Annotated in this window: 20 protein-coding genes and 1 pseudogene; 8 read left to right on the forward strand and 13 right to left on the reverse strand. The window is 71.3% G+C overall.

What is annotated here, in order from left to right; translation table 11 throughout:
* Positions 1-2: 2 nt before the first annotated feature.
* The 6 genes from ACFXI4_RS13965 to ACFXI4_RS13990 all read right to left on the reverse strand — a co-directional run bounded on the left by ACFXI4_RS13965 (position 3) and on the right by ACFXI4_RS13990 (position 8,085).
* Positions 3-1,229 carry a cytochrome P450 gene (locus ACFXI4_RS13965; RefSeq protein ID WP_384990214.1) on the reverse strand — a complete coding sequence of 409 codons (1,227 nt, stop codon included), beginning with the start codon at positions 1,227-1,229 and terminating at the stop codon, positions 3-5.
* A 294-nt stretch (positions 1,230-1,523) separates the two neighbouring features.
* Positions 1,524-2,468 carry an ROK family protein gene (locus ACFXI4_RS13970; protein WP_384990329.1) on the reverse strand — a complete coding sequence of 315 codons (945 nt, stop codon included), beginning with the start codon at positions 2,466-2,468 and terminating at the stop codon, positions 1,524-1,526.
* A gap of 41 nt (positions 2,469-2,509) precedes the next feature.
* Positions 2,510-4,252, reverse strand: coding sequence for a dipeptide ABC transporter ATP-binding protein (locus ACFXI4_RS13975; RefSeq protein WP_384990216.1), 1,743 nt, complete (start codon positions 4,250-4,252; stop codon positions 2,510-2,512).
* A complete protein-coding gene (locus tag ACFXI4_RS13980) occupies positions 4,249-5,148 on the reverse strand; it encodes an ABC transporter permease (protein WP_384990218.1) in 900 nt (299 codons plus the stop codon). Before ACFXI4_RS13980 ends, ACFXI4_RS13975 begins: the two co-directional genes overlap by 4 nt.
* Complete coding sequence (locus tag ACFXI4_RS13985) at positions 5,145-6,104, reverse strand: ABC transporter permease (protein WP_362730242.1); 960 nt, start codon at positions 6,102-6,104, stop codon at positions 5,145-5,147. The genes ACFXI4_RS13980 and ACFXI4_RS13985 overlap by 4 nt, the downstream gene beginning before the upstream one ends.
* Positions 6,105-6,270: 166 nt before the next feature.
* Positions 6,271-8,085: a peptide ABC transporter substrate-binding protein gene (locus ACFXI4_RS13990; RefSeq protein WP_384990221.1), complete on the reverse strand. Its 1,815-nt coding sequence runs from the start codon at positions 8,083-8,085 to the stop codon at positions 6,271-6,273.
* Positions 8,086-8,404: 319 nt separating this feature from the next.
* Here ACFXI4_RS13990 and ACFXI4_RS13995 point away from each other — a divergent pair, with 319 nt between their 5' ends.
* The 3 genes from ACFXI4_RS13995 to ACFXI4_RS14005 all read left to right on the forward strand — a co-directional run bounded on the left by ACFXI4_RS13995 (position 8,405) and on the right by ACFXI4_RS14005 (position 12,011).
* Positions 8,405-9,661: an ROK family protein gene (locus tag ACFXI4_RS13995; protein WP_384990223.1), complete on the forward strand. Its 1,257-nt coding sequence runs from the start codon at positions 8,405-8,407 to the stop codon at positions 9,659-9,661.
* 62 nt (positions 9,662-9,723) lie between these two features.
* Positions 9,724-11,247 carry a M81 family metallopeptidase gene (locus ACFXI4_RS14000; RefSeq protein ID WP_384990225.1) on the forward strand — a complete coding sequence of 508 codons (1,524 nt, stop codon included), beginning with the start codon at positions 9,724-9,726 and terminating at the stop codon, positions 11,245-11,247.
* Positions 11,244-12,011 carry a copper homeostasis protein CutC gene (locus ACFXI4_RS14005; RefSeq protein WP_384990227.1) on the forward strand — a complete coding sequence of 256 codons (768 nt, stop codon included), beginning with the start codon at positions 11,244-11,246 and terminating at the stop codon, positions 12,009-12,011. Before ACFXI4_RS14000 ends, ACFXI4_RS14005 begins: the two co-directional genes overlap by 4 nt.
* 19 nt (positions 12,012-12,030) lie before the next feature.
* On the opposite strand, the gene ACFXI4_RS14010 is transcribed toward ACFXI4_RS14005, so the two are convergent.
* Positions 12,031-12,318, reverse strand: coding sequence for a hypothetical protein (locus ACFXI4_RS14010; RefSeq protein WP_384990229.1), 288 nt, complete (start codon positions 12,316-12,318; stop codon positions 12,031-12,033).
* 137 nt (positions 12,319-12,455) lie between these two features.
* Here ACFXI4_RS14010 and ACFXI4_RS14015 point away from each other — a divergent pair, with 137 nt between their 5' ends.
* Entirely contained in the window at positions 12,456-14,573 is a 2,118-nt protein-coding gene (locus tag ACFXI4_RS14015; protein ID WP_384990231.1) for a SpoIIE family protein phosphatase, read from the forward strand.
* Between the two features lie 55 nt (positions 14,574-14,628).
* Here the strand turns inward: ACFXI4_RS14015 and ACFXI4_RS14020 are convergent, their stop codons facing one another.
* The 6 genes from ACFXI4_RS14020 to ACFXI4_RS14045 all read right to left on the reverse strand — a co-directional run bounded on the left by ACFXI4_RS14020 (position 14,629) and on the right by ACFXI4_RS14045 (position 21,370).
* A complete protein-coding gene (locus tag ACFXI4_RS14020) occupies positions 14,629-15,033 on the reverse strand; it encodes a VOC family protein (protein WP_362721672.1) in 405 nt (134 codons plus the stop codon).
* A gap of 914 nt (positions 15,034-15,947) precedes the next feature.
* Positions 15,948-16,931, reverse strand: coding sequence for a zinc-dependent alcohol dehydrogenase family protein (locus tag ACFXI4_RS14025; RefSeq protein ID WP_384990234.1), 984 nt, complete (start codon positions 16,929-16,931; stop codon positions 15,948-15,950).
* A 111-nt stretch (positions 16,932-17,042) separates the two neighbouring features.
* The gene (locus ACFXI4_RS14030; protein WP_362721664.1) at positions 17,043-17,615 is read right to left on the reverse strand and encodes a TetR/AcrR family transcriptional regulator; all 573 of its coding nucleotides are present in this window, start codon (positions 17,613-17,615) and stop codon (positions 17,043-17,045) included.
* A 25-nt stretch (positions 17,616-17,640) separates the two neighbouring features.
* Complete coding sequence (locus ACFXI4_RS14035; RefSeq protein WP_384990235.1) at positions 17,641-18,087, reverse strand: hypothetical protein; 447 nt, start codon at positions 18,085-18,087, stop codon at positions 17,641-17,643.
* Between the two features lie 560 nt (positions 18,088-18,647).
* Positions 18,648-20,267: an FAD-dependent oxidoreductase gene (locus ACFXI4_RS14040; RefSeq protein ID WP_384990237.1), complete on the reverse strand. Its 1,620-nt coding sequence runs from the start codon at positions 20,265-20,267 to the stop codon at positions 18,648-18,650.
* Between the two features lie 233 nt (positions 20,268-20,500).
* Positions 20,501-21,370: an acyl-CoA thioester hydrolase/BAAT C-terminal domain-containing protein gene (locus ACFXI4_RS14045; RefSeq protein ID WP_384990239.1), complete on the reverse strand. Its 870-nt coding sequence runs from the start codon at positions 21,368-21,370 to the stop codon at positions 20,501-20,503.
* A 120-nt stretch (positions 21,371-21,490) separates the two neighbouring features.
* Here ACFXI4_RS14045 and ACFXI4_RS14050 point away from each other — a divergent pair, with 120 nt between their 5' ends.
* From ACFXI4_RS14050 to ACFXI4_RS14065, 4 genes and pseudogenes are all read left to right on the forward strand, one after another.
* Positions 21,491-22,270, forward strand: a complete 780-nt coding sequence (locus tag ACFXI4_RS14050; RefSeq protein ID WP_384990241.1) for a hypothetical protein — start codon at positions 21,491-21,493, stop codon at positions 22,268-22,270.
* A gap of 45 nt (positions 22,271-22,315) precedes the next feature.
* Positions 22,316-22,579 (forward strand): hypothetical protein, encoded by a 264-nt coding sequence (locus ACFXI4_RS14055; RefSeq protein ID WP_384990242.1) that lies wholly within the window; start codon positions 22,316-22,318, stop codon positions 22,577-22,579.
* A gap of 51 nt (positions 22,580-22,630) precedes the next feature.
* Positions 22,631-22,966, forward strand: a pseudogene (locus ACFXI4_RS14060) (RNA polymerase subunit sigma-24); the annotation flags it as partial.
* Positions 22,967-23,388: 422 nt separating this feature from the next.
* Positions 23,389-26,022: a carboxypeptidase regulatory-like domain-containing protein gene (locus tag ACFXI4_RS14065; protein ID WP_384990243.1), complete on the forward strand. Its 2,634-nt coding sequence runs from the start codon at positions 23,389-23,391 to the stop codon at positions 26,020-26,022.
* Positions 26,023-26,118 lie beyond the last annotated feature (96 nt).

A 26,118-nucleotide genomic window follows, 5' to 3' on the forward strand; every position in this document is an offset into this window, starting at 1 on the left:
CCTCAGCCGCCGTCCGGGGTGAAACGGACCGGAAGTGACTGCGGTCCGCGGGTGAACACCCCCTGCTCGACCGGGTCGAAGCCGTCGGCGAGACGGAGGTCGGGCATCGCGTCCAGCAGCTGGTTCACCCCGGTCTCGACCTCCGCCTTGGCGAGCAGCGCGCCGACGCAGAAGTGGCGGCCGAGCGCGAAGGCCAGGTGGTCGGCGGCGGCCGAGAACGCCGACGTCGTGGTGAGGTCGTCGCGGAAGATGTCGAACCGGCCGGGTTCGCGGTAGCGCCGCTCGTCCCGGTTGGCGGCACCGATCAGGCACGTCACGGTGGCCCCGGCCGGGATGGTGCCACCACTGACCTCGACGTCCGTCGCCGCCTGCCGCATGATCATGTGCACCGGCGGGGTGTAGCGCAGCGTCTCCGCGAAGGCCGCGGGTACCAGGCTCCGGTCCTCGCGGACAGCGGCCAACTGGGCCGGGTGCATCAGGAGGTTGGCCAGGATGCCGGCGATCGCCTTGTCGGTGGTCTCACCGCCGGCCGCGAGCAGCAGACTGCAGAAGGCCTTGATGTCCTCGTCGCTCATCCGGACGCCGTCGACCTCGGCGGCGCACAGGGAGGACAGCAGGTCGTCCCCCGGGTTGCCGCGCCGTTCGCGGATGACCGGGATCATGTATGCGGCGAACTCCACCCGGGTCCGCTCGCCCGCCGCGGTCACGTCGGGGTCGCCGGAGAGGTTGCCGAGGAAGGCGATCACTGCGGTGTACCAGCTGTGGAACCGGGCGTGGTCGGCCTTGTCCAGGCCCAGCATGTCCGCGATGACGTTGACCGGGAACCGGGTCGCGTAGTCGCCGACGATGTCGGCGGAGCCGGAGTGCCGGAAGGTGTCGATGAGTTCACGCGAGTTGCGCTCGATGACCGGAAGGAACTTCTCCTGCAGGTCGCTGCCGCGGAAGGCGGGTGCGACGAGTGCCCGGCGCGTGGCGTGCTCGCGGCCGCTGAGCTGCAGGATGGTCTTGCCGTGGACCGGCTCCAGCTGCCAGTTGTAGTTGTCGGTCGTGAACTGCGCGTTCTTGTCCTTGAAGACGCGCTCGACGTCCTCGTAACGGGAGATGACGTAACTCCGGGTCGCCTCGTGCCAGATGAGCGGTTCCCTCTCCCGCATCACCGCATAGGCGGGATAGGGGTCCGTGGCGAACTCGGGCGAAAGGATGTCGGGGACCTGCGGGGCGGCGGACACGGAACTCCTCGGGTAGAAGTCAGCGTTCTCCCGCCAGAATATTGATCTTCCGATGGCTCAAACAGGCCAGTCCTGGCCGAAGTTGAGCGTTGGTGCACGGTCGTTGTGCGGAAGCCGATCAGGGCCCGCGTGCCGGGCCGGGTCGTGCCGGGTTGGGCTTCCGGCACGACCCGCGGTCCGCCAGGGCCGGCCACGGACCGGTCGCAGGTTCCGGGGCACGATGGACCACCAGGGTCCCTCCGTCCCCCGCGAACGCCCGGGTGTGACGGCCCGCCGGCCCGTCCGCCCGCCCGGTTACGCCGTCGTCGCCCCCGACTTCGCGCCCAGTTCACCTCGCACGCGGGCGGCGGCGCCGACCGGGACGGCGTCGGAGGCCAGTGCGGCCCGGACCAGGCGTACGGGGTGACCGCTGACCGGGGGGTCGGCGGCGAGAGCGGACTGGATGAACGGTTCCAGCAAGGGCCAGGCCCGGGTGACGCCGCCCCCGACGACCACCGTCGTGATGTCGGCGACGCCCGCCGTGATCACGATCGCACGGGCGATGCCCGCCCCCGCCGCGCGGTACACCTCACGGGCGTCCTCGTCGCCGCTCGCCGCGGCTTCGGCGACCTCACGGGCCGTACGCCGACGCCCGGTGCGGTCGGCGTAGCGGGCCGCGATGGAACGGCCGGAGGCCAGCGTCTCCAGGTGGCCGCGGCCACCGCACGAGCAGGGCAGGTCTCCGAAGCCGGGGATGTGCCCGATCTCGCCGGCGGCGCCGTGCGGTCCCGCGTACAGGGCGCCGTTGGTCCACAGGGCGCCGCCGACGCCGGTCCCCAGGGTCATGCCGAGCACGTCGGTCTCGCCGCGCACCGCCCCGCCGCTCACCTCTCCGTGGAGGAAGGCGTTGACGTCGTTGTCCAGGTAGGCGGGGACACCGAGGGCGTCCTCGACGGCGGCGGTGACGGCGAAGCCGGCCCAGCCGTGGAAGGAGTCGCTGGCGACCAGGATGCGGCCGTTCGCGGAGTCCACCACCCCGGCGGCGCCGACTCCGGCGCCCACCAGACGGCCCGGCGTGCGGGCCAGCAGCGGGGCGAGGGCGTCGAGCGCGGCGCCGATCATGGCCGCGCCGCCCTCCCGCGCCGGGGTGGCCGTCTCCGCCCGGCCGAGGACCGTCAGGTCGTCCGAGCAGACCACCACCTGGGTGGTGGTGCCGCCGATGTCGATACCGGCGAACAGCGGCCGGGGGGAGGTGCGCATCGTGAGGTCCTGCGGGGTGTGGGGGGAGAGAAGGGGTCCGGTCACGCCTGGGCCTCCGTACGGCCGGCCGCGAGGGCGGCCAGGCGCTCGGTCCTGCGGCCACGCTGCACCACCGGGTCGGGCACCGGCACGGCGGCCAGCAGACGGCGGGTGTAGTCGGTCTCCGGATGCAGCAGGGTCGTTCCGGTGGAGCCCTGCTCCTCGATACGTCCGGCGCGCATCACGACGACGTGCTGGGCGAAGTGCTGTACGACGGCGAGGTCGTGGGAGACGAAGAGGCAGGCGAAGCCCAGTTCGCCCTGGAGTTCGGTGATCACCTCCAGGACCGCTTCCTGCACGCTCACGTCGAGCGCGCTGGTGGGTTCGTCCGCGACCAGCAGCCGGGGTTCGAGCACCAGGGCGCGGGCCAGGCTGACCCGCTGGCGCTGTCCGCCGGAGAGTTCGCGCGGCGCGCGGCGCGCGACCTCGCGGGGCAGCCGTACCTGGTCGAGGACGGCGGCGATCTTGGCCTGGCGGTCCTTGGCGGTCAGGTCGCGGCGGTGTATGCGCAGGGGTTCGGCGATGCACTCGCCGATGGTCATGCGGGCGTCGAGGGAGGCCACCGGATCCTGGAGGACGACTCCGATGCCGGCCCGCAGCACGCGGCGGGCCCGGGCGCGGGTGCGGCCCAGGTCGGTGCCGAACAGGGAGACGGTTCCGGAGGTGGGCCCGATCAGGCCGAGCGCGACCCGTGCGGCGGTCGACTTGCCGGAGCCGGACTCGCCGACCAGGCCGAGGGTCTGCGCCGGGCCGACCCGGAAGGACACCCCGTCGAGGGCGTGCACGGCGGTCTTGCCCCGGCCGAACACCACGCTGATGTCGCGCAGTTCGACCACCGCGTCGGCCACCGGCCCGCCGCCCGGCCGGGCAGCCGTCGCCGTGACCGGCTCGGTCTTCGCCGAGGCGGCCGTCTCCGCGACCGACAGCCGCGGTACGGCGGCCAGCAGGCGCCGGGTGTAGTCGTGGGCGGGGCGCAGCAGGACGTCCTCGACCGCCCCGGTCTCCACGATCTCGCCCTGGTACATGACGGCGACCCGGTCCGCGAAGTCCGCGACGACGCCCATGTTGTGGGTGACGAGGAGCACGCCGGTGCCGGTCTCGACGGCGAGCCGGCGCAGCAGGTCGAGGATCTCGGCCTGCACGGTCACGTCGAGGGCGGTGGTCGGCTCGTCGGCGATGAGCAGTCGGGGCTCGTTGGCGATGGCCATCGCGATGACGACGCGCTGGCGCTGTCCGCCGGAGAGCTGGAACGGGTAGGCGCCGGCGCGCCTTTCCGGCTCGGGGATGCCGACCCGGCGCAGCAGGTCGACGGCTTCGGCGGCCGCGTCCTTGGCGCTCACCTCACGGTGGTTGCGGATCACTTCGGCGATCTGCTTCCCGATGCGGGTGAGCGGGTCGAGTGCGGTGGCCGGCTCCTGGAACACCATGGAGACGGTCTTGCCGCGCAGCGCCGCGAGACCGTTCTCCGAGGCGCCGACGATCTGGGTGCCGGCGATGACGGCGCTGCCGGTGGCCCGGGCGTTGCCGGTCAGCAGGCCCATCGCGGCAAGGGCGATGGTCGACTTGCCGGAGCCGGACTCGCCGACGAGGGCGAGCGTCTCGCCGGGCCTGACCTGGAGGGACACGCCCCTGACCGCGGGTACGTCGCCGGTCTCGGTGGTGAAGACGACGCCGAGGCCGTCGAGTTCGAGGATCGGCTCGGCCGCCGCGGTGCGGGCGGCGGAGCCGTCGGTGGTGGCGCTCATCCGCGTCCCCTCACATCGAATGCGTCGCGGAGTCCGTCCCCGATCGCGTTGAACGCCCACACCACCAGGATGATGGCCAGGCCGGGCGGCAGGATCAGCCACCAGTAGCCGGAGTAGGCGGCGGTGAGGCCGGCGGAGAGCATGCCGCCCCAGTCGGTCTGCGGCGGCCGGACTCCCATGCCCAGGTAGGAGACGTAGGCGACCAGCAGGATGGCGTCTGCGACCTGGAAGGTGGCGGCGACGATGACGGTGGAGACCGAGTTGGGCAGGATGTGCCGCAGGATCGCCCGGGCGTGCGTGCCGCCGATGGCGCGCAGGGTCAGGACGTAGTCCCGGTTCTTCAGGGTCAGGGTCTCGGCGCGGACCAGCCGGGAGGGCACCAGCCAGGACACCAGGCCGAGGATGAGGACGAGTCCGGCGAGGCCCGGTGTGGTGATCGCGGAGACCACCAGCAGGATGAACAGCGCCGGGATCGCGATGCCGGCGTCGACGATCCGCATCATGACGGCGTCGATCCAGCCGCCCGCGTAGCCGGCGGCGGCACCCCACAGGGTGCCGATGCAGGTGGCGAGGACGCCCGCGGCGAGGCCGACGATCAGCGAGACCTTGCCGCCGTACATGAGCCGGCCCAGCTCGTCGTGGCCGACGGCGTCGGTGCCGAGCCAGTGGGCGCCGCTGGGGGCGAGGTTGACCTGTTCGAGCATGGTGTGGGTCTGGTCGGTGGAGTACACCAGCGGACCGGCGAAGCAGAACAGGAAGAAGAGGACCACGACGGCGAGGCCCACGACGGCCAGCCTGTTGCGCAGGAAGCGGCGGACGGCGAGGCACGTGCCGGTGGCCTCACGCGGAGCTGCGGCCTTCGTGGGGACCGCGTCCGGCTGGATGACGGCGCTCATGCCCGGCCTGCCTTCACTCGGGGGTCGATGATCCGCTGGACGATGTCGGCGAGCAGCGTCCCGGTGACGGTGGCGACGGCGATCACCAGCACGCAGCCCAGCAGGACCGGGTAGTCGGAGGACTGTGCCGCCGTCCAGAACAGCAGCCCCATGCCGGGGTAGTTGAACAGCTGCTCGACGACCAGCGCGCCGCCGAAGAGCACGGGGATGTAGTAGCCGAGCATGGCCACCACGGGGGTCAGCGAGTTACGGAACACATGCCGCGCCAGGATGGCGCGGGAGCGGGAGCCGCCCGCTCTGGCCGTGCGGACGTAGTCCTCGGAGAGGTTCTCCAGGGTGGCCGCCCGCATGTACCTGCTGAACACGGCGATCATGGAGGCCGCGCCCGCGAACACCGGCAGGACCAGGCCCTGCGGTTCGGAGAACACCTGCCCCAGGGTCTCCCCCTGCGGTGCCTGCGAGGGGAACCACGCCAGCTCCTGGCTGAAGACCAGTACCAGGATCAGCCCGAGGAAGTACACGGGCGTGGAGTACGCGATGAAGCTGAGCGTGGTGATGACGTAGTCCGTGGCCTTGTTGCGGCGCACGGCCTGCCACATGCCCAGCGGGATCGCGAGGACGAGGCCCACGAGAGCGGACAGCAGGGTGAGGACCAGGGTCTTCGGCAGCCGTTCGCCGATGAGCTGGGAGACCGGCTCGTTCAGGGTGTAGGAGGTCCCGAGGTCGCCGTGCAGCAGCCGGCCGAGGTAGTGGAAGTACTGCACGGGCAGGGACTTGTCGAGGCCCTGTTCGTGGTTGAAGCTCGCGATCTGCTGGGCGGTGGCCTGGGGACCGAGGATCCCGCGCGCGGGGCCTCCGGGGAGCGCGTGCAGCAGGCCGAAGACGACGACGGTCACGATGACGATCACCGCGACGGCCTGGAGGACGCGTCTGATCAGGTACGAGGAAGTGCTCATGTGTTTTCCGGTCGCTTCGTCTCTGTGGCGCTCGGGGCGTCACCTGGACAGGGGCCTCACCGCGACGTGGACGTCGGTGCGGCGCGGGTGCGCGAGGGGTGTGCGCGGGCCTCGGGCGGCCGGCCGTGGGCCGGCCGCCGTCGGCCCGCGCGGGCACCGACCGGGCCTACTTGGTCCACTTCCACATGGCGGGGTGGAAGTTGGCGAGCGAGTCCTGGGCGAAGCCGCCGAGCCCGTCACGGACCACGGAGATCTGGTAGTCGGGCTCCGGCAGCCAGATCACGGGGAGGTCCTTGGCGAGTGCGGCGCTGTAGTTCTGCACCGCCTCGTCGGAGGAGGACGTCGTGGTCTGGGTGATCAGCTTGTCGACCTCGGCGTTGGAGTAGTTGCCGAAGTTGGAGCCGCCGCCGGTGGCGAAGAGCGAGTCACCGCTCGGGTAGGCGGGGAAGTACCAGCTGCCCGCGGTGCCGAAGAAGGACAGCTGCCAGGAGCAGCTCGCATCGCTGGGCTTGCACTGACCGGCCTGCGACAGCACGGAGTTGACCGGGGCGGTCTTGATGCCGAACTTGATGCCGGTCTTCGCGAACGACGACTGGAGCGCGCTCATCATGTTGTCGGTCACGGTCGAGCCGGACTGGGACAGCACCTGCATCTCGAACTTGGTGCCCTTGTCGACGCCCGCGCCGCACTGGTTCGCACCGGTGCCGGGGGCGTTGCACACCATCGTGCCGCCCTGCTCGGTCCAACCGTGGTCGGTGAGCAGCTTCTTCGCCTTGGCGGTGTCGAAGGGGTAGGGGTTGTTCTTCTGGTCGGCCGAGACGAAGGACGACTCCTGGCCCTGCGGGATCGGCCCGTAGGTGGAGACGGCGCTGCCGTTGAAGACCACCTTGGAGAGGGTGGGCTGGTCGACCGACATCTGGATCGCCTGGCGGGCGTACAGCTGCTTGAACACCGGTCCCATGGACGGGTTGTTGAAGTTGTACGGCATGTAGGTGATCGCCCAGCCGCTCCACGGCTTCACGGAGTAGCCCTTGGCCTTGAAGGACGCTTCCTGGCCCAGGTCGGAGGCGTTGATGTAGCCGTAGTCGACGGTGCCGGCGCGGAGGGCGTTCTCCTCGGCCTCGGTGGTGGTGAACGGCAGCAGGTTGACGTTCTTGATGTTGGCCTTGCCGCCGCCGTCGTACTTGGCGTTGGCGGTGAGTTCGACCCGGCCCGCGGTGGAGAACGACTTGATGGTGTAAGGGCCGCTGACCGTCTTCCACAGCGGGTCGGTCGCGTAGCCGGATATCTTCTTGGCGGCGTTGTTGAGGTACGTCCAGACCTGCTTGGCGCCGGCGGCGGTGCGGTCCAGGTCGGAGACGGCACCCGACTCGCTGGTCTTGTCCCAGGCGTGCTGCGGGATCGTGCGGATCATGCTCAGCTCGTTGGCGAGCATCCACTGCTGGTTGTAGGCCTTGTCGAAGGTGATCGTGAAGTGCGTGTCGTCGACCGTCTTGAAGGACGTCCAGTTGTCCGGCGCCTTGCCGGGGCTGTAGCTGGCCCAGTCCGCCTTGTTCGCCTTGACGAGGTTGAACCAGAACTCCACGTCGCGGGAGGTGATCGGCTTGCCGTCGCTCCAGTGGCGCTGGCCGAGGGTGATCGTCACGCTCTTGCTGTCCGCGGCGAACTTGGCGTCGGTCGCCAGCGAGTTGTCCTTGTTCCAGCCGACCTTGCCGGTGGAGCCGTCGTACGCGATCAGCGGCTCCCAGACGGCCTGGGAGATGGAGGAGTTGTTGGTGTTGAGGTGCGCGGCGGTGCCGATCGGGAGGATCCAGTTCGGCGTGAAGTTGGCCGGGAGCGCGTAGTTGATCGTGTCCGACGACGCCGGGCCGGACGGCGAGGTGCCGCCGCCGGAGCAGCCGGTGACCAGCGCGCCGGTCATGACGGCGGCACCCGCGACGAGGGCCCAGCGGCGGCCGGCGGCCGTGGGAGCAAGGAACATGGCTCTCCTCAGAGTGAAAGGACCCGCAAACGTCATGGGAGGACCCAAACCGGCGCCGCGGGATCGGCGCTGCGTATGGCGACAGTCAACGACGGACGTGCCGAACAAACAAACAAGAATGAATAACAAGTAAGTTACTGCGATCTCGAAGAAAGTCGGAATCGCTCACATCGGACGCGTACTACTCCCGTTTTATACCGATTTATTGGATATTGACACTGCGTCGATGATCGCGGTTCCCTCACGGAACCGTTCCCCACGTGCCGGAACGGGCGTACTGTCTCCGGCACACCCCATCACCGCGGAAGTTACTTCGTACATGACTGAAATAAGTGCACGGGACCGCAAGGGCAGCAAGGGCGTGAACACCAAGGGCGCCGTGCCGAAGGGCGCGGCCCTCGCCACGCGGGTCCTCGAACTCGTCGCGTCGGGGCAGGCGTCGTCCCGCGCCGAGCTGGCGCAGCTCCTCGGCACGGCCCCTTCCACCATCTCCCTCACGGTGGCCGAGCTGGTCGAGCGCGGGCTCATCGCCGAGGAGGGCACCCAGTCCTCGACCGGGGGCCGCCCCCGCCGGGTGCTCAGGGCCGGCAGCACCGACGAGTACGCCGTGGCCGCGGACGTCGGCGGGCGGCACGCCCGGATCGGTGTGGTGCTGCCGGGCAACGGGGTCCGCGACGTCGCCAACGTGCCCTTCGAGATCGCCGACGGCCCCGAGGCGGCGCTGCCGAGGCTCGCCGAGCACCTGGAGTCCCTCGCCCAGCAGCGGGGACGCGACCGGCTCCGGGGCGTCGGACTCTCCCTGCCCGGACCGGTGGACGTGGCCGCCGGCGCCGTCGTGCTGCCCTCCCGGATGCCCGGCTGGAACCGGTTCCCGGTGGCCGCCTGGCTGGAGGAGCGCTTCGGCGTCCCGGCCGTCGTCGACAACGACGCCAACTGCATGGCCGTCGGGGAGCAGAGCGTCCGGCCCGCCGAGCACCGGCGGACGATCACGGTGAAGATCGGGTCGGCGATCGGCGCGGGCGTCATCATCGACGGGCACCTCTACCGGGGTGCGACCGGGGCGGCCGGCGACATCACCCACATCCGGATCGAGGGCGGCGCGGACATCCCCTGCTCCTGCGGCAACACCGGCTGCCTGGAGACCGTGGCGTCCGGCGCCGCGCTCGTGCGCATCCTGCACGAACGCGGGGTGGACGTGGCCAGCACCGAGGACGTGGTCCAGCTGGCCACCGACTCCGATCCGGAGGCCACCCGCGCCGTCCGCCGGGCCGGCGACCACCTCGGCCGGGTGCTGGCCGCCAACGTCAACTTCTTCAACCCGGACGCCGTCTACCTCGGCGGCATCCTGTCCACGCTGGAGCCGTTCGTCGCCGCGGTGCGCAGCCAGCTCTACGAGAGCTGCCACCCGCTGGCCACCGAACACCTCACCATCGAGCGGGCCCTCCTCGGCGCGGATGCCGGCCTGGTCGGCGTCGGACTCTTCGCCCTCCAGCGCGCCCTGGCCCGTGCCCTGGGCGACGCCGGTGGCGACGTCACGGACCGGTTCCACACCGCCCTACCCCCCAGAAGGGGCTGACGGCCACCGCAGACCTCCCCTTCGCAGCACCGCCCACTCCGCACCACCCCGTACGAGGAGCCATGACGCACACCCGCACCGCCGTCGCCCGCCCCGTCATCGCCGTCGCCGGCCTCGGCATCGAGTCCTCGACCTTCTCCCCCGCCCGCACCGAGGCGCCCGCCTTCCATCCCTCGCGCGGCGACGAGGTGTTCGACCGGTACCCCTTCCTCGCCCCGGGCGAGGAGCTGCGCGAGGCCGCCGCATGGCACGGCGCACTGGTCGGAAAGTCGCTGCCGGGCGGCACCGTCACCGCCGCCGCGTGGACCGCGCTCACCGGCGAACTGATCGAACGCCTCGCCGCGCTCCCCCCGCTGGACGGTCTCTGGTACGACATCCACGGCGCCATGACCGTGGAGGGGGTCGACGACGCCGAGGCCGTGCTGCTGGAACGTATCCGCGCCACCGTGGGCCCGGACGTGATCGTCTCCACCTCGATGGACCTGCACGGCAACGTCTCCCGTGAACTCGCCCACCAGAGCGACCTGATCACCTGTTACCGGACGGCCCCGCACGAGGACCACATGGAGACCAAGGAGCGCGCCGTGCGCAACCTGGTCGACCTCCTGGTATCGGGCGGCCCCCGGCCGGTCAAGGCGTGGGTCCCGGTCCCCGTACTGCTGGCCGGCGAACAGACCTCCACCCGGATCGAACCGGCGAAGAGCGTCTACGCGGCGGTCGACGAGGTCGAGGCCACCGCGGGTGTGACGGACGCGGCGATCTGGGTGGGCTACGCCTGGGCGGACGAACCCCGCAACCGCGCGGTGGTGGTCGTCACCGGCGACGACACGGCCGCGGTCTCGGCCGGTGCCGAGCGCCTCGCCCGCGGCTTCTGGGACGCCCGCGACGACTTCGACTTCGTGGCCCCGACCGGCACCTACGACGACCTCCTCGACGAGGCCCTCGCCTCCGACCAGCGGCCCTACTTCATCAGCGACACCGGTGACAACCCGACCGCGGGCGGCGCCGGCGACGTCACCTGGGGGCTGACCCGCCTGCTGGAGCGCCCCGAGTTCCAGAAGGAGGACGGGCCGGTCGTCATCTACGCCTCGGTGCCCGCACCCGCCGCGATCGAGACCGCCGTCGCCGCGGGCGTCGGGGCGACGGTCACCGTCACCGCCGGCGCGGAGGTCGACGACCGGCACGCGGGACCCGTCACCCTGACCGGCGTGGTCCACGCGATACGGCACGGCGACCGGGACGCCGGGACCGAGGTCGTCGTCCGCGTCGGCAGCGTGCACGCGATCCTCACCGCGCTGCGCAAGCCGTACCACCACGAGCACGACTTCACCGACCTCGGCCTCGACCCGCGCTCCGCCGACATCGTGATCGTCAAGATCGGCTACCTGGAGCCCGAGCTGTTCGACATGTCGGTCGGCTGGAAGATGGCCCTCACCCCCGGCGGTGTCGACCAGGACCTGGTGCGCCTCGGTCACCGCCGCATCCGCCGCCCGATGTTCCCCTTCGACCGCGACATGGCTGCGCCGGACCTGACGGCCCGTCTCATCCCGGCCTCCGACCAGCCGCTCACCGGGAACGACGAGTGAGCGACCGCAGCGTGCCCGAACTGGAGATCGCCGTCACCTCACCGGCGGGCGCCCGGGTCGCCCTGAACCACGGAGCCGATCGCGTCGAGCTCTGCACCGGCCTGGAGCTGGGCGGCCTGACCCCGTCGGCCGCCCTGGTCGAGACGGTCACCGCCGTGGGCCTGCCGGTCCAGGTACTGGTCCGGTGCCGTCCGGGCGACTTCGTCTACGACGCCGAGGAGGTCGCCCTGATGGTCGCCGAGGTACGGTCCGTGATCGCCTCCGGTGCCTCCGGAGTGGTCGTGGGCGCGCTTGACGCCGACGGCGGTCTCGACACCGACGCCGTCACCCGCCTCGCCGCGGCGGCCCAGGACGCGGGGCGCCCCGTCGAGGTGACGCTGCACCGCGCGGTCGACCTGTCCGCGGACCCCGTCGCCACCGCGGCGAGGCTGCCCGCGCTGGGGCTCACCCGGGTGCTCACCTCGGGCGGCGCGCCGGCCGCCGGGCAGGGGCTGGCGCGTCTGGCAGCCATGGTCGAGGCCGCGCCGGGTGTGCAGGTGATGGCGGGCGGCGGGGTACGGCCGGCCGACATCCCGGCGCTGGCGGCCGCCGGGGTGGCCGCCGTCCACCTGTCGGCGAAGCAGCGCGCGGAACCACGGCGCGGGGCCGCGTGGGTCCCGCTCGGCGCCTCCACTTCCTCCGCCGGCCAGGACACGCACTTCGTCACCGACCCGGCGGTGGTCGCCGAGGCCAGGAGGATGCTGGCGCCCCGGACGACGGTCTGACCACCCCGGCGCACCGCGGTCAGCCGAGGCCACGGTGCGCCTCCCACAACGCTCCGGCCCGGGTGGCGGCCTCGGCGATCAGAGCCGTCAGTCCGGGCTCGTCCGGGACCGGGAACGAGACGTACGCGCCCCGGCCGCCGGCGACCGGGCGGCCGTAGGCCTTCGCGGCGAGCCGGCCGTCGGGGAGGAGCCGGACGTTGAGCGTGGTCAGCGTGAACGCCTCACCGCGGCGGGTGTCCGTCCAGCGGAGTCCCTCCGGAATCGTGACGTTGATCGCCAGGGCACTCACGTCCAGGTCGCCGCTCATGGCCGCATGATCCCATGCGAGCCGTCGCGGAGTCTTCGCGACCGAACGGAGGTATCGGGCTATTGTCCGTATACGTCATGTTGTCGTCTCGGTGGGCCAGGTGTGACGCCTGAACGCGCCTGAGTTCAGGAAGGGCGGTGAGGGTAGTGGTGTGGGCTGCCGCCTCGGGCTCCGAACGGGACTGGGCGGACATGGCCCGGCTGCTGCGGCGCCTGACCGAGGACGCCGCCGCGTCCAGCGCCATGGTGTTCCTCCTCCCGACCGAGGAACCGGTTCTCCACTTGTCGATGCTGTACGGGATGTCCTGGACCGTCGCCTCGCCGTGGGCGCGGATCCATGTGGAGGAGTCGATCCCGGCGGCCGAGGCGACGCGGGAGCGGCGCGTGGTCTGGGTCGGCGACCCCCAGGTGCTGGCGATGCACTACCCCCGGCTCGCCCTCATGGTGCCGGAGCACATGGTGGCGGCGGCCCCCATGGTCGCCGCGGACACCGTGCGGGGTGCGGTCTGCCTGCTGTGGCCGCCGTCGCACCCCGGCGATCTGAGCGCGGGAGAATCGGCGGCGATCGAGGCGTACTGCCAGGAGGCGGGGCGGTTGCTGGAGCGCGCGAGCCGGAGCGGGCATCCACTGGTGTCCGGGGCGCGTCCGCTGGCCGTGGACTCGGACCGCCCCGGCCCACCCGAAGCGGCCGAGGCGCTGGCGGCCTACGACTACGTCGTCCGTCTGCCGGGAGCCCTGTCCCTGGACCTGGACGGCAGGATCTCCTTCGTCGGCGACGCGGCCGCCGGTCTGCTCGGGGTACCGGCGGCGGACCTGGCGGCCGGGCGGCCGTGGGAACGTGTGCCGTGGCTCGGTGACAGCGCCTTCGAGGAGCGGTTCCGTGCCGCGGTCATCGGCCACCGGCCCGTCCGTTTCACGGCCGGGCGGACACCTGACGCACGTGTGCGCTTCGAGCTCTACCCCGACGCGAGCGGTGTCAGCGTCCACATGACCCCGCTCCCCCACCCTCAGTCGGCCGCCCGGCTCCCTCACGTCTCCCCTGCGGAACACACCGAGGTCAGGCCCTACCACCAGCTGATGCACCTCGCGGCGGCGCTCACGGAGACCGTGCGGGTCAAGGACGTCGCGGAGACCATCGCCAACCAGCTCCTGCCCGCCTTCGGGGCCGCGGGCCTGATCCTGATGGCGGCGTCCGAGGGACGGCTGCACGTGGTCGGCCAACGCGGTTACACCACGGCCTTCCTGTCCCTCTTCGACGGCCACTCCCTCGGCTCGGACAACCCGCCCGCGAAGGCGCTGACCGGTCATACTCCGCTGTTCTTCGGCAGCTTCGCCGAGTTCAAGCGGGCCTACCCGGACGCGGTCCAGTACGGCACCAGGAACGCCTGGGCGTTCCTGCCACTGGTAATCCGCGGCCGGCCGGTGGGAATGCTCGTCCTGTCCTTCGACCACACCCGGGACTTCCCTGCCGCGGAGCGTCATCTCATGGTCTCCATGGCCGGGTTGGTCGCCCAGGCCCTGGACCGGGCCTGTCTGCACGAGGCCAAGGACGACCTCGCGCGCACCCTGCAGACCGGTCTGCTGCCGAAACGCCTGCCCACGGTCCCCGGCCTGAGCGTCGCCGCCCGCTACCTGCCCGCCGGACTCGGCATGGACGTCGGTGGCGACTTCTACGACCTGATCCGCAGCGAAGGCAACAGCGTGACGGCGGTCATCGGCGACGTCCAGGGCCACAACGTCCAGGCCGCGGCCGTCATGGGCCAGCTGCGCACCGCCGTACACACCCACGCCGTCGCGGGCATGGGTCCGGACGATCTGCTGGCCCGCACCAACCAGGTGATGTGCGACTTCGGCACCGGTCTGTTCGCCAGCTGCCTCTGCCTCCAGTTCGACCTCACCCGACGCCGTGTCCTGTTCGCGACGGCCGGCCATCTTCCGCCTCTGCTGCGCCGTCCGGACGGCCGTACCGAGGCCCTCGCGCTCCCGCCCGGACCGCTGCTGGGCATCGTGCCCGACGCCGACTACCCGTGCGTGGAAATGCCGTTGGTCGCGGGCACCGCGCTGGCCCTGTACACCGACGGCCTCGTCGAGGCGCCCGGCGTCGACATCGGGGATGCCGTGACCGCGCTCGCGGTCCGGTTCGCACAGTCCCCGGACGACGACATCGAAGTCCTCACGGACAGGCTGCTCGGGGACGCGTCGTGCAATCCGCGCGCCGACGACATCGCCGTGCTGCTGGTCCGCTTCACCGGCTGACGTCCGGTCGGCCCCGGAGCGGGTGGGCCAGGGCGCGCCCTGGCCCACCACCGCCTCACGAGGCCGTCGGTGACTGCTCGTGGCTGCCGTAGGGCCGCGTGATGATCTCCATGCCGTGCCCGGCCGGATCCATGAAGTACAGACCGCGCCCACCATGATGGTGGTTGATCTCTCCAGGCTGCCGCAGACGCGGATCGGCGTAGTACGTGATCCCGGCCCGCTGGATGCGTTCGAAGGCCGCGTCGAACTCCTCGTCGGACACGAGGAACGCGTAGTGCTGCGCGGCGATCGACTCCCGCGGGATCGCGGCGAAGTCCAGGGTGACCCCGTTGCCGGTGGTCACGGGAATGAACGGGCCCCACTCGGCCCCGACCTCAAGCCCCAGAAGGTGCGCCAGGAACTCTGCCGACTCCCGGTTGTCCCGGGCATGGACGATGGTGTGATTCAACTCGACTGACATGTGTGGAATGCCTCCGCAAGGCAATCTCACGGGCACCTCCATGCCTCACCCGGCCGGTGACCGACACGCGATGCCGTGCCCGTGATCCTAACGCCGGGCGAAAGCGTGCTCCGCCCGGCGGTCGCGGAGGCCGTGGAGCAGTTCCCGTGGCCGTGCTCGTGCTCCTGCCCGGGGCATCGACTGGGCCGGGCCGGGCATCGGCCGGGTCGCGGCGGTGGTCTGGGCGGCCCGGTTCGCCGCCGTGGTGGAGGCCTCGAACCGCGGGTCGGACGGGGCCGGCAATCGGTCGGGCAACCGAAGGGCGCCGGTGCAGTCACCGGAGGTCCGGCGCCGCCACCTGCTGATCGGCGTGCACTTCACCGGCCCGCGTCCGGACAGTCCCCCGGCCGCGCGACCGTCTCGACGAGCCGCAGGTGGTGGAGGACGAAGACGGTGGAGTTCCAGAGGTTTTCGTTGGCGGCGAGCGACTCCACCTTGGACGGCAGGTACCGGGCCCCGGCGGCCGACGGGTTCGGCGGATGCTCTGCCCGCCGACCGCCGCCACGGCTGAGCCGCTGCCGGGAGCGGCCACCGCGAGGCCGAACACTGCGGCGGCAGCGGCGGCGACCACCGCCAGAGCCGCCCCGCGGGCCGGTCCGAGAGGATTCATGCCGCCTGTCGACGGAGGACGCAACTGGGTGTGCGGGACGCGTTGCATGTCCGGACGGCGACCCGCACCTGCATACTCGGCATGTACGCCACGAGCGCCCATCGGGCGGCGTCGGAGATGCGTCGACGTGCCGGTCGGCCACAACGTCCGCCCGACTCACCGGCTGGACCGAACCGCATGCCGTGTACGTGCCCTTGGTACCGACGTCGTCGGCCGGCCGTGGTCGGACGCGTCTGCAGGTCGGCCGGTGGCGCATGGACGAGCGTCAGTCGATGTCGACCACGATCTTGCCCTGGGCGGTGCCGTTCTCCACGGCCGCGTGGGCGTCGGCGACGGTGGCGAGCGTGAACTGCCGGGGATCGAGCCGGGGCTTGAGTGTCCCCGCGTCGGCGAGCGCGGCCGCCTCACGCATGATCTCTCCATGGTGCTCCCGCCCGCGGCCGGTCAGCATCGGCAACAGGGTGAAGACACCGGAGTAGGTGGCTCCGCGGAAGGAGAGAGGGGCGATGCTGTGGGTGCCCCAGCCCAGGGCGCTCAGGACGTGTCCGGTGTAGGTGCGTGCCGCCGTGAAGGACTCGTCGAGCACCGGACCGCCGACGGTGTCGAAGACGATGTCGAAGCCCTCTCCCGCGGTGTACTTGGCGACGTACTCGTCCACGCCGGTGGTGGTGTAGTCGATCGGCGTCGCCCCCAGGCTCCTGACGACCTCCAGCCGCGCGGGCGACGCGGTGGCGAAGACCTCGGCGCCGCGGGCACGGGCGATCTGGACGGCCACGTGGCCGATTCCGCCGGCACCGCCGTGGATGAGGACCTTCTGCGCCGGGTGGACCCGCGCCCGGTCGACCAGTCCCTCCCAGGCCGTGATGAAGACCAGAGGCAGGGCGGCGGCCTCGCGCATGGTGAGCGAGGCCGGCTTGCGGGCGAGCAGGCGGGCGTCGACGGAGGCGTATTCGGCGAGCGAGCCCTGCAGACCACCGACGCCACCGGTCATGCCGTAGACCTCGTCGCCGGGGGCGAAGTCGGTGACGCCCGCGCCGACTTCCTCGACCACGCCGGCGAGGTCCATGCCGAGCACGGCGGGCAGCGCGCTCTTGGCATGGGCGGCCTTGCCCGCCCGGATCTTGGTGTCCAGCGGGTTGACGCCGCTGGCCTCGACTTTGACCAGCACCTGGCCCGGGCCGGCGGTGGGCTTTTCGACCTCGCTCAGGATCAGCGGAGTGCCGAACTCTTGCAGGACCACTGCGCGCATGACTGCGCCTCTTTCCGTCTTGTCAGGTGAATATGGGGGCGACGCGGAAAGGACTGCCCGGAAAGCCGCGGGTGCCCGACGGCCGCAGTCCCACCGCGCGCGGGTGTGCGATCACAGGTGGCCGGCGACAAGCAGGCGAGCCGCGGACTTCGCCTCGTCCACGACGGTGCGGTCCTGGAGCAGGCGCCCGGAAGCCAGCGCACCGTCTATCAGGAGGCCGATGTGCCGGGCCAGCGATTCGGGGGTGGCTGCGCCGGCCTTCTCGCTCACCTCGGTCAGCCATGCCTGACGGCGTCGCGTGTGCTGCACGGTGATGGCCCGGGCCTCCGAGTCGAGGTCGGCCTCGACCGCCGCGCTGACGAACGGGCATCCGAAAAAGCCGTGCCGGTCGAAGGCGTCCGTCAGTGCGTCGAACAGCCCGACGAGCTGCTCGCGCGGGTCGTCCCCCGCGCGAGCGGCGGCGCCCTGCAACTGAGCCGTCCAGGAGTCGTCCGTCCTGCGCAGGTAGGCCGCGACCAGCTCCTCCTTGGTGCGGAAGTGCACGTACAGCGTCGACTTCGCGACGCCTGACGCCGCGATGACCTGCTCTATCCCCACCCCGCGCAGTCCGTTCGCGTAGAACAGCTCGGCCGCCGCGGCGAGGATCCGCTCCTCGGACTTCGTCTTCCTGATCTGCGTCACCATGACCGCACCTCCTTAATCAGACAGACTAGTTCGTTCGATTAGCCGATGCAAGAACGCACCTCAGCTGCGGGGGCGGCTCCTCGTATCCCGCTGGAACGATCGGTGGATTCACCGCGAGCTCGGCAAGGCGCCCGCGGTCCCGTGTCGCCCGCGGACCGGCCAGGACGTCGAGGCCGTAACCGAGGGCGGCGAGCCCCGCGACGGCCGTCGCCAGTCCGGGCGCGGCACGCCGCCGGCTCCGTACGGCGGGGAGAGCAGCGAGGGCGGCGGCGGTCCCGCCGAACACCAGGACCGGCAGGCCCAGCAGGATCACGTCCGGGTTGGTCTCGCCCTCGAACGCGCCGAGAAGGCCCTTCCGGCCGTGCGGGAGCCAGACCGCGAAACCCGCCGGCGCACCGAGTACCGCCGTCAGGAACCCCGCGACACCGGTGACGGCTTCGCGCCGGCTCTTGTGTTCAGTTTCCCTATGCACGGACACGCCTCGCCGAGGCTGGAACGTTCCGCCGACGCCGGGCAGATCCTGCACCGGTTCGATCAGGATCGGGCGGGCGGGTTCAGGCGTCGCCGGTCAGACGAGGGCGCGTCCGAGGACTCCGAGGACGCGGAAGACTTCGTGGATCGCTTCCCGCGGATCCTCACCCCGATCGACGGTCTCCGGCCGTCGGCTCTCCCTGCGTCATGGGGTCGCCTCCTTCGGTACGTCGGCGCGGCTGGTGAGAGCGCTGTGAGAGCGGTCACGGCGGTGACGACCGACCGGCGGTGCATTGCCGCGCGCCGCACCTCGGGTTCGCCGAGCGGGTTGCGGACGCGTTCGGCCGCGGCGTCCCGGGCCGGCGCGGCGCCGAGCGCGATCATCATCAGGTCGGTGGCCAGCGTGAACCGCACGCCGTACCTCTTCACCTGCCGCACAGGGTGCTGCCACGCTTCCGTGCCCAGGGCGGTGGCCGGTCGCCGGCATGCCGGCGCCGGTGCACCAGGACGAGCCCATGGGCCGCCGCCCACTCCCGTGAAGCGGCCGACCTGGGCCGTCGTTCACCGTCCGAGCAGCCGCCGGATCACGTCGTCCAGTTCACGTCCGTCGGCTGCCGGTCCGTCGTCGGATCGCCAGGCCACGAAGCCGTCCGGGCGCACGAGGACCGCGCCGTCGGGTGTCGTCCCGTGTACGGCCGACCAGTCGGGGCCCTCTCCGGTGTCGAGGTCGAATGCGTCTCCCCTGCCCATGAGGTAGGCCTCGATCGGCACACCCAGCCGTCCGGCCGTCCCGCGCGCGGCTTCGGCCCAGTCCGGGCGCCCGCAGAGCAGGACGAAGGAGACCTCGTACAGGTCGATGGTGGAGAGGGCCTCACCACCGCGTACGACCCGCATGTGGGGGGCGCGGCTGCCCGGGTCGGCGCACAGGCGCAGCAGATCGGGGACGACGGGTCCGCCGGCACCGGCCACCGCCGCGGACGTGTAGCGGTATCCGAGCGCCACCGTGATCGGCACCTCGGAGTACCCCGCCGATTTCCTGGCGGTGTAGCCGGAGTTCTGGTCGCTGCGCGCCTGGGAGGTCGACCGTGTGCTGATGGCCTGGGCCAGCGGGCGGCGCTCGGCCTCGTAGGTGTCGAGCAGGCGGGGGTCCGCCCAGCCACGCAGGACGGCGGCGACCTTCCACGCGAGGTTGTGTGCGTCCTGAATGCCGACGTTGGCGCCGAAGGCTCCGGTCGGCGGCATTTCGTGTGCCGAGTCGCCGACGAGGAACACCCTGCCGTCGCGGTAGCCGTCCGCCAGCCGCTCCGCCGCGCACCAGGGCGCCTTGCTGGTGATCTCGATGTCCAGGTCGCGCATCCCGGCCGCCGCGCGGATGTGCTCGGTGCACAGTTCGTCGGTGAAGTCCTCGGCCGTCTGTCCCTTCTCGGGGAACCAGGGCAGCTGGAAGATCCAGCACTCCTTGTCGTCCACGGGCTGGAGCACACCCTGGCCGGCAGGATCGGTGACGTAGCACAGGACGAAATGGTCCTCCCCCACCATCTCGCGCAACATCCGGCTGCGGAACACGACGCTGAGGCGGTGGAACAGGACTCCCGGTCCCGTCTGCCCGATGCCGAGCCGCTCGCGGACGGTGCTGCGCGGGCCGTCGGCGGCGATCAGGTAGTCCGCGCGCAGCGTGCGGGATTCACCGGATCCCGTCTCGCGCACGACAGCCGTCACACCGCGATCGTCCTGTGTGAACGACGTCAGCTCCGTCGCGAACCGTACGTCCCCGCCGAGTTCCCTGGTGCCCCGCAGCAGTACCGGTTCGAGGTCGCTCTGGGGGCAGTCGCAGCGAACCGCGGAACAGAGACCGTGCTCGGGCGGGCTGCCGGTGACCGGCGCCTGCAACCACTCGCGGTGTTCGCCGTGCAGCGTGTCCACCCGGAGGATGCCCCGGTTGTGGGACAGGTTTCCCGCCGCCCGGCGGATCGCCGGCTCCAGGCCCGCGGTCCGGAAGAGTTCCATCGTCCGCATGTTGGTGCGCCGGCCGCGCGGGTGCTCCGACAGCGTCGTACGGCGTTCGACGACCTGGTGGCGGATGCCGAGGCGCCCGAGGAACAACGATGCGGACAGTCCTACGAGCGCTCCCCCGGCGATCAGCACGGGTACATGTTCGTCAGCGTCACCGCTACCGTTCATACGATCGTCTCCTCCAGGGTCCGGAGCGCCGTGTTGCACCAGCGCCTCCCTGGAGGACTCTTCCTCACCTCTGCCGACTTCTGGCTGATCACGCCCGAGTGATCGCCCGGATGCCGTATCGAGGCCGCGGGGAAACACCGCTGCACGGGCTGCGGGCCCGCGGCCGAGGGCGAGCCCCTGGACCGGACCGTCGCCGACGAGTACTTCGCCGCCTCGGGGGAGGCCCAGGCAGGTCACCAACCGGAGGGAGCTGTCATGGCCAGCCTGTCGAGGATGTGCGGCCACGCAGCCTCTCCCAGGAGCGCGTCCGCTCTTGGCGTGCCTCCGTACAGGAAGTGCGGGGAGGCCGACGCCGGGCTCTCGCCGGGAAAGCGTGGTCGGTGGCCGGCGTCCTGGCGGGCGATCAGATGGGCGGTGGTCCCGGCTGAGCGCCGGCGTGCCGCCAGTTGTTCGGCGAAGGGGAGAGAGGGCCACATCGCGTCGTCGCCGCCGGCGACGAGCACCAGATCGGCCCGCGCTCTGTCGACGGGGATCTGCGCCCGAGGGAGCAGGTGAGCGAAACGCCGCTCGCTGGCTTCGTACCATCCACGGATGGCGACCGGACCGCTTTCCGGGCCGGCGGGGGTCCAGGAATCATCCATGGGAACAAAAGGCAGAGACTGCCCCTGCCAAGTCCACGAAGAGCGATACGGGCGCTGCTCCCCATCCGTGCCCGGGCCCACATTGCACCAGACTCGCGAGGTGGGTGACACCGCGATGACAACGTCCACGCGCGGATCGTGCACGGACGTCAGCAGAGCTGCTTCAGCTCCCTTGGAGACACCGAGGATGCCGACGCGCCGGGCCCCGTTCGCGATGAGGAGGTCGACCGCGGCGGTGAAGGTCTCCAAGGGGATCTCACAGATTCCCCGGGGTTGTCCTGGTCCGCCGAACCAACGGATGGACAGAGCGATGACGCCCTGCCGGGCGAGGATGCGTGCTCTCTCGTGCTCGATACGTCCGCTGGAACCGGCCAGGACCAGAACGCCGACGTCACTGCCGCGCGCGGGCGTGACAAGAACGCCTTCCCAGGGATGGTTCAGTTCGTGTTCAGCAACGTCCACGTGTTCTCCCGGCTCGACGCGAGTACAGCCCTCTCACAGCGGCCCCGGTGGATCCGTGCGGCATGGCGAGGACGCTGATCACATAACCTCTCCTCGCACGCACACGACAAGGGGAGGATCATGCGAGGCAGAACGGCCTGGGCCGCGGCCGGCGGGGCGGTGGCGCTGGTGGTGACGACGGCGACCGGAGCGCACGCGGAGGGGCGGGGCGACGTCCGGGTGGTGAAGACCGTCGTCAACGGCGGCGGCAACGTCATCGTGGGAACGTCGAAGACGATCCGCTACCCGATCGACATCACCGTCAAGGACAACTCGGGCGTCAAGAAACTCACGGACGTCCTCACCTTCAACAAGACGAACGCCTACACCTTCGCGGCCTGGGACTCCGACTCGTCCTGCACGAAGAAGAGCTCGACCACCTCGGTGTGCCGGGCCACCATCACCATCGTCCCCGCGTGGATTCCCGACAGCGACGACATCGACAGCAACAGGGTCGCCGGGGTCTGGCGGGTCGACGCCACCGTCAAGGCGAACGACGGTGACTACTGGATCTGCGACCACATCGCCGAGTACAAGGTCAAGCGGGCGGCTCGACTCACCACGGTGATCGCACCCGAGAAGGTCGCCAAGGGCGCCAAGGCCACCATCACCGGCAAGCTGTCACGGGCCAACTGGGAAGACCTGAACTACCACGGGTTCACCGGGCAGCAGGTCAAGCTCCAGTTCCGCAAGAAGGGCGCCGCCCACTACAGCACGGTCAGGACCGTGACCACCGGCGACGCCGGAAAGCTGAGCACCAAGGTGACGGTCGCGTCGGCCGGCAGCTGGCGCTGGTACTTCCCCGGCACCACGACCACCTCGCTGAAGGTGTCGGCCGCAGACGTACTCAACCTGAAGTAACCCGCGCACGACTGCGCAGGAGCCTCCTCGGCCTCGGGGCGTCCCGTGGGCCGCACCGGACCCGCACGGCCCGTACTCGAGGGGCGGACTCTCACCCGGATCGACTCGGCGGCGTCCGGCCCGGACGGACACGCCCTGGCCGTCGGCGCCGCCCGCGGCCAGGGTCCCCTTGTCGGCCCGGTCGGAGACGTTCCCACACGGCTGTGGGACATGACCGTCGACGATGCCATCGACCGCATCTGCGCCGTCACCCGCAAGACGCTCACGCCCGGGGGCCGGCAACGGGACGTCGGCGACATCCCCGGCTGACGCCCACCCCGCACCTGACCCCGCCGGCCGACCGCCTCCCACGGGCCTGGGACCGGAGACCTCCAGGGACTGCTCGACGTACTCGCCCCGGACGTGGTGTTCGTCAGCGACGGCGGCGGCCTCAGGCTGGCGGCCCTGCGGCCGGTCGTCGGCGCCGACAAGGTGCTCCGTTACCTGGCCGGCAGTGTCGCCGAGGCCGGTGGCACCTTCACCAGCGAGCCGACCACGGTCAACGGCAACCCCGCACTCGTCCCGCGCGTGGACGGCGGCATCGACGGCGTGCTGGCCTTCAGCGTCGAGAACACCCGTGTCACCCGCCTCTACTACGTCCGCAACGCCGGAAAACTCACCCGAGTCGAGTCCGAGACCCCTCTCGCCTCCCGCTGACCGCCGCAGCCGGAAAGGCGCCCACCGACGCTCTGCGAGGCACGTCCGAATACCGTCGCGGCGCTGCGCACCAATTGGAATTCGCCCCGAATGGAGAGCCGGATATCCGCCGCGCCAGGTACGCACCCGAATTGATTCTGCAACCGGGCGGTCCGCATGGGCAATGGCGGAGGACAGGACATTCGTGCGGCTGCACAAGTGAGAATCGCGATGCGGCTTACCGAGCCCATAGCGGCCGAGCTACCGCGAAAATATGCATCAACTCCCCCTTTTCCGGCCACTGGCAGCGGGGACATGCACTCGTAACAGGCCACGCATTGACAGTCGCACCGTGCACCGCAGCTAATTAGCGCTGCGCATCAGCGCATACACATTTCCCGCTACGGGGCCTCTTATGAGGGCCATATCGCCACAGGTGGAACATGACGACATCCAAACGCGCGGAGAGCGGCTTTCCCGCGCATCCCGCGCTTCGCGCTCTGCGGCGCGGCGCCGCGCTCCTCGGCGCCGCGGCGGTGGCCCTGCTGGGTGTCCAGCCCGCCGCGCACGCCGGAACCCGCCCCGAGCCGCACCCGGCCGCCTCATCGACGCGGCTCGGCACGGCCGGTGCCGAGACCGACGTCTCCGGGGCCGACCTCACGCCCCTGTGCGGCGGCACCCCCGCCCCGGGGCACGCGGCCTGCTACGCCATGCGCACACCGGGCGGGACGGCCCGCCTGAGTGCGGCCCAGACTCCGGCGGGGCTGGGACCGCAGGACATCCGCAGCGCCTACGACCTGCCGTCCGACGGCGGAGCGGGGCGGACGATCGCGATCGTCGACGCGTACGACAACCCCAACGCCGAAGCGGATCTCGCCGTCTACCGCGCCCAGTTCGGGCTTCCGCCGTGCACCACGGCGAACGGCTGCTTCGACAAGGTGGACCAGCGCGGCGGTACCGCCTACCCCATGACGAGCGACTCCTGGGCCGGTGAGATCGCCCTCGACCTGGAGATGGTCTCCGCCGCCGCCCCGCAGGCGCACATCATCCTCGTGGAGACCGACAACGACGGCCTCGACAACCTCGCGGCCGGGGTCGACAGAGCGGTCGCCCTCGGCGCCAAGTACGTCTCCAACTCCTATGGCCGAAGCGGTGACTCCGACACCGACCAGGCGACGTACGGCGCCTCCTACGACCATCCCGGTGTCGCCGTGGTGGCGGCGAGCGGGGACAACGGATACGGGGTCGCCTTCCCCGCGACCCTGTCCACGGTGACCTCGGTCGGCGGCACGGACCTGGTCGCCGACCCGTCCAGTGCCCGCGGATGGTCCGAGACCGTCTGGAACCGCGACACCTACGCGCCCGGCTCCGGATGCGCCACACATCAGCCGAAGCCCGCTTTCCAGAAGGACACCGGCTGCGCCGGCCGCAGTGTCGCCGACGTCTCGGCCGTAGCTGACAACGTTGCCGTGTACTCCACGTTCGGCTCGACCGGAACGGGCTGGCAGCGCTACGGCGGCACCAGCGTCGCCACGCCCGTGATCGCGGCCGTGTACGCGCTGGCGGGCAGCCCGCGTCCCGGCACGTACCCGAACTCCTATCCCTACGCGGCGGGCGGCGCCGGCCTGACCGACATCACCGGCGGATCGAACGGCACCTGCGACACCGCGTACCTGTGCACCGCGGGCGCCGGTTACGACGGACCGACCGGACTCGGCACACCGTCCGGCCTGGCGGCGTTCCGCAGCGGCCCGAGCGGCACCGTCTCCGGCGTGGTCAAGGACGCCAGGACCGGCCGGCCCGTCGCCGGAGCCACCGTGGGCACCGGCCTCGACGTCGCCACGACCCTCCAGGACGGCACCTACTCCCTGAACCTGCCCGCCGGCCGGGTCGACGGCCTGACCGTCACGGCGTTCGGCTACCGCACCACCGCGCCGATCGCCCTCGACATCGCCGACGGCCAGGCGGTGACCCACGACGTCGCCATGGCGCCGCTGCCGCGCGTGCACGTCCGAGGCACGGTCAGGGACGGCTCGGGACACGGCTGGCCGCTCTACGCCCGCCTCTCCGTCGAGGGGTCGCCCGAGGCCCCGGCCTGGACCGATCCGGTGACGGGCGCGTACGACATCACCCTGCCGAAGAACGCCGGCTACAAGCTGGACGTCAGTGCCGCGCTGCCCGGCTACGAACCCCTCACCCGAGCGGTGACGGTGGCGGCCAGGCCGGTGACCGCGAACGTGGCCATGACCGCCGACCCGGACGCCGCCACCGCGGTCGGCTACACCCCCCGCCGCGCCGACGCGACCGAGACCTTCGACTCCAGCACCGCGGCTCCGGCCGGCTGGACGGTCACGAACGCCGCCGGCACCGGCAACGGATGGCAGTTCGACGATCCCATCCAGCGCGGCAACGCCACCGGAGGAACCGGTTCCTTCGCCGTCGTGGAGAGCGACCAGGGACCGTTCGGACCGCACCAGGACAGCCAGCTGACCTCTCCGGCCTACGATCTGTCGGGCGCGCAGTCCGCGGAGCTGACCTTCCGGACGGCCTACACGGCCAACCTCAGCCAGCAGCACATGACCGTGGACGCCAGCACGGACGACGGAAAGACCTGGGAGAACGTCTGGGGCGGGCCGAGGGTCGGCGGCTCGGAGGACCACCTGAGCGTCGCCGTGCCGCTGCGCCAGTACGCCGGGCAACGATCCGTGCGCCTGCGCTTCCACTTCGTGGCCGACTGGGGCTACTACTGGGCGCTCGACGACGTCACCCTCCAGAGCCGCCTCCTGGAACCGGTCCCGGGCGGGCTGGCCGTCGGCACCGTCCGGGACGCGAGGAGCGGCGCGGGCGTGGTCGGCGCCACCGTCCTCGACACTCGGGCCCCGGACAACTCCGCGGTCACGGCCGCCACTCCGGACGATCCGAACGTGAGTGACGGTCTGTACACGCTGTTCCTGCCCCGCTCCGGCCGCCAGGGCCTGCGGGCCGAGGCACCGGGTTACGCACCGCTCACCCACACGGCGGCGGTGCACGACGACCGGGTCACCCGGGTGGACTTCCGGGTGCGCCGCCACGGTTAGGAACCCCGCGTCACGGCCGTCGGGGGGGGGGGGGGGCGCCCGGGGCCCGCCCCCCCGCGCGGGAGGGGGGCGGGGGAAACCAGGGGGGCCGCGCGG

The organism is Streptomyces sp. NPDC059224 (assembly GCF_042754285.1).
GTDB lineage: Bacteria > Actinomycetota > Actinomycetes > Streptomycetales > Streptomycetaceae > Streptomyces.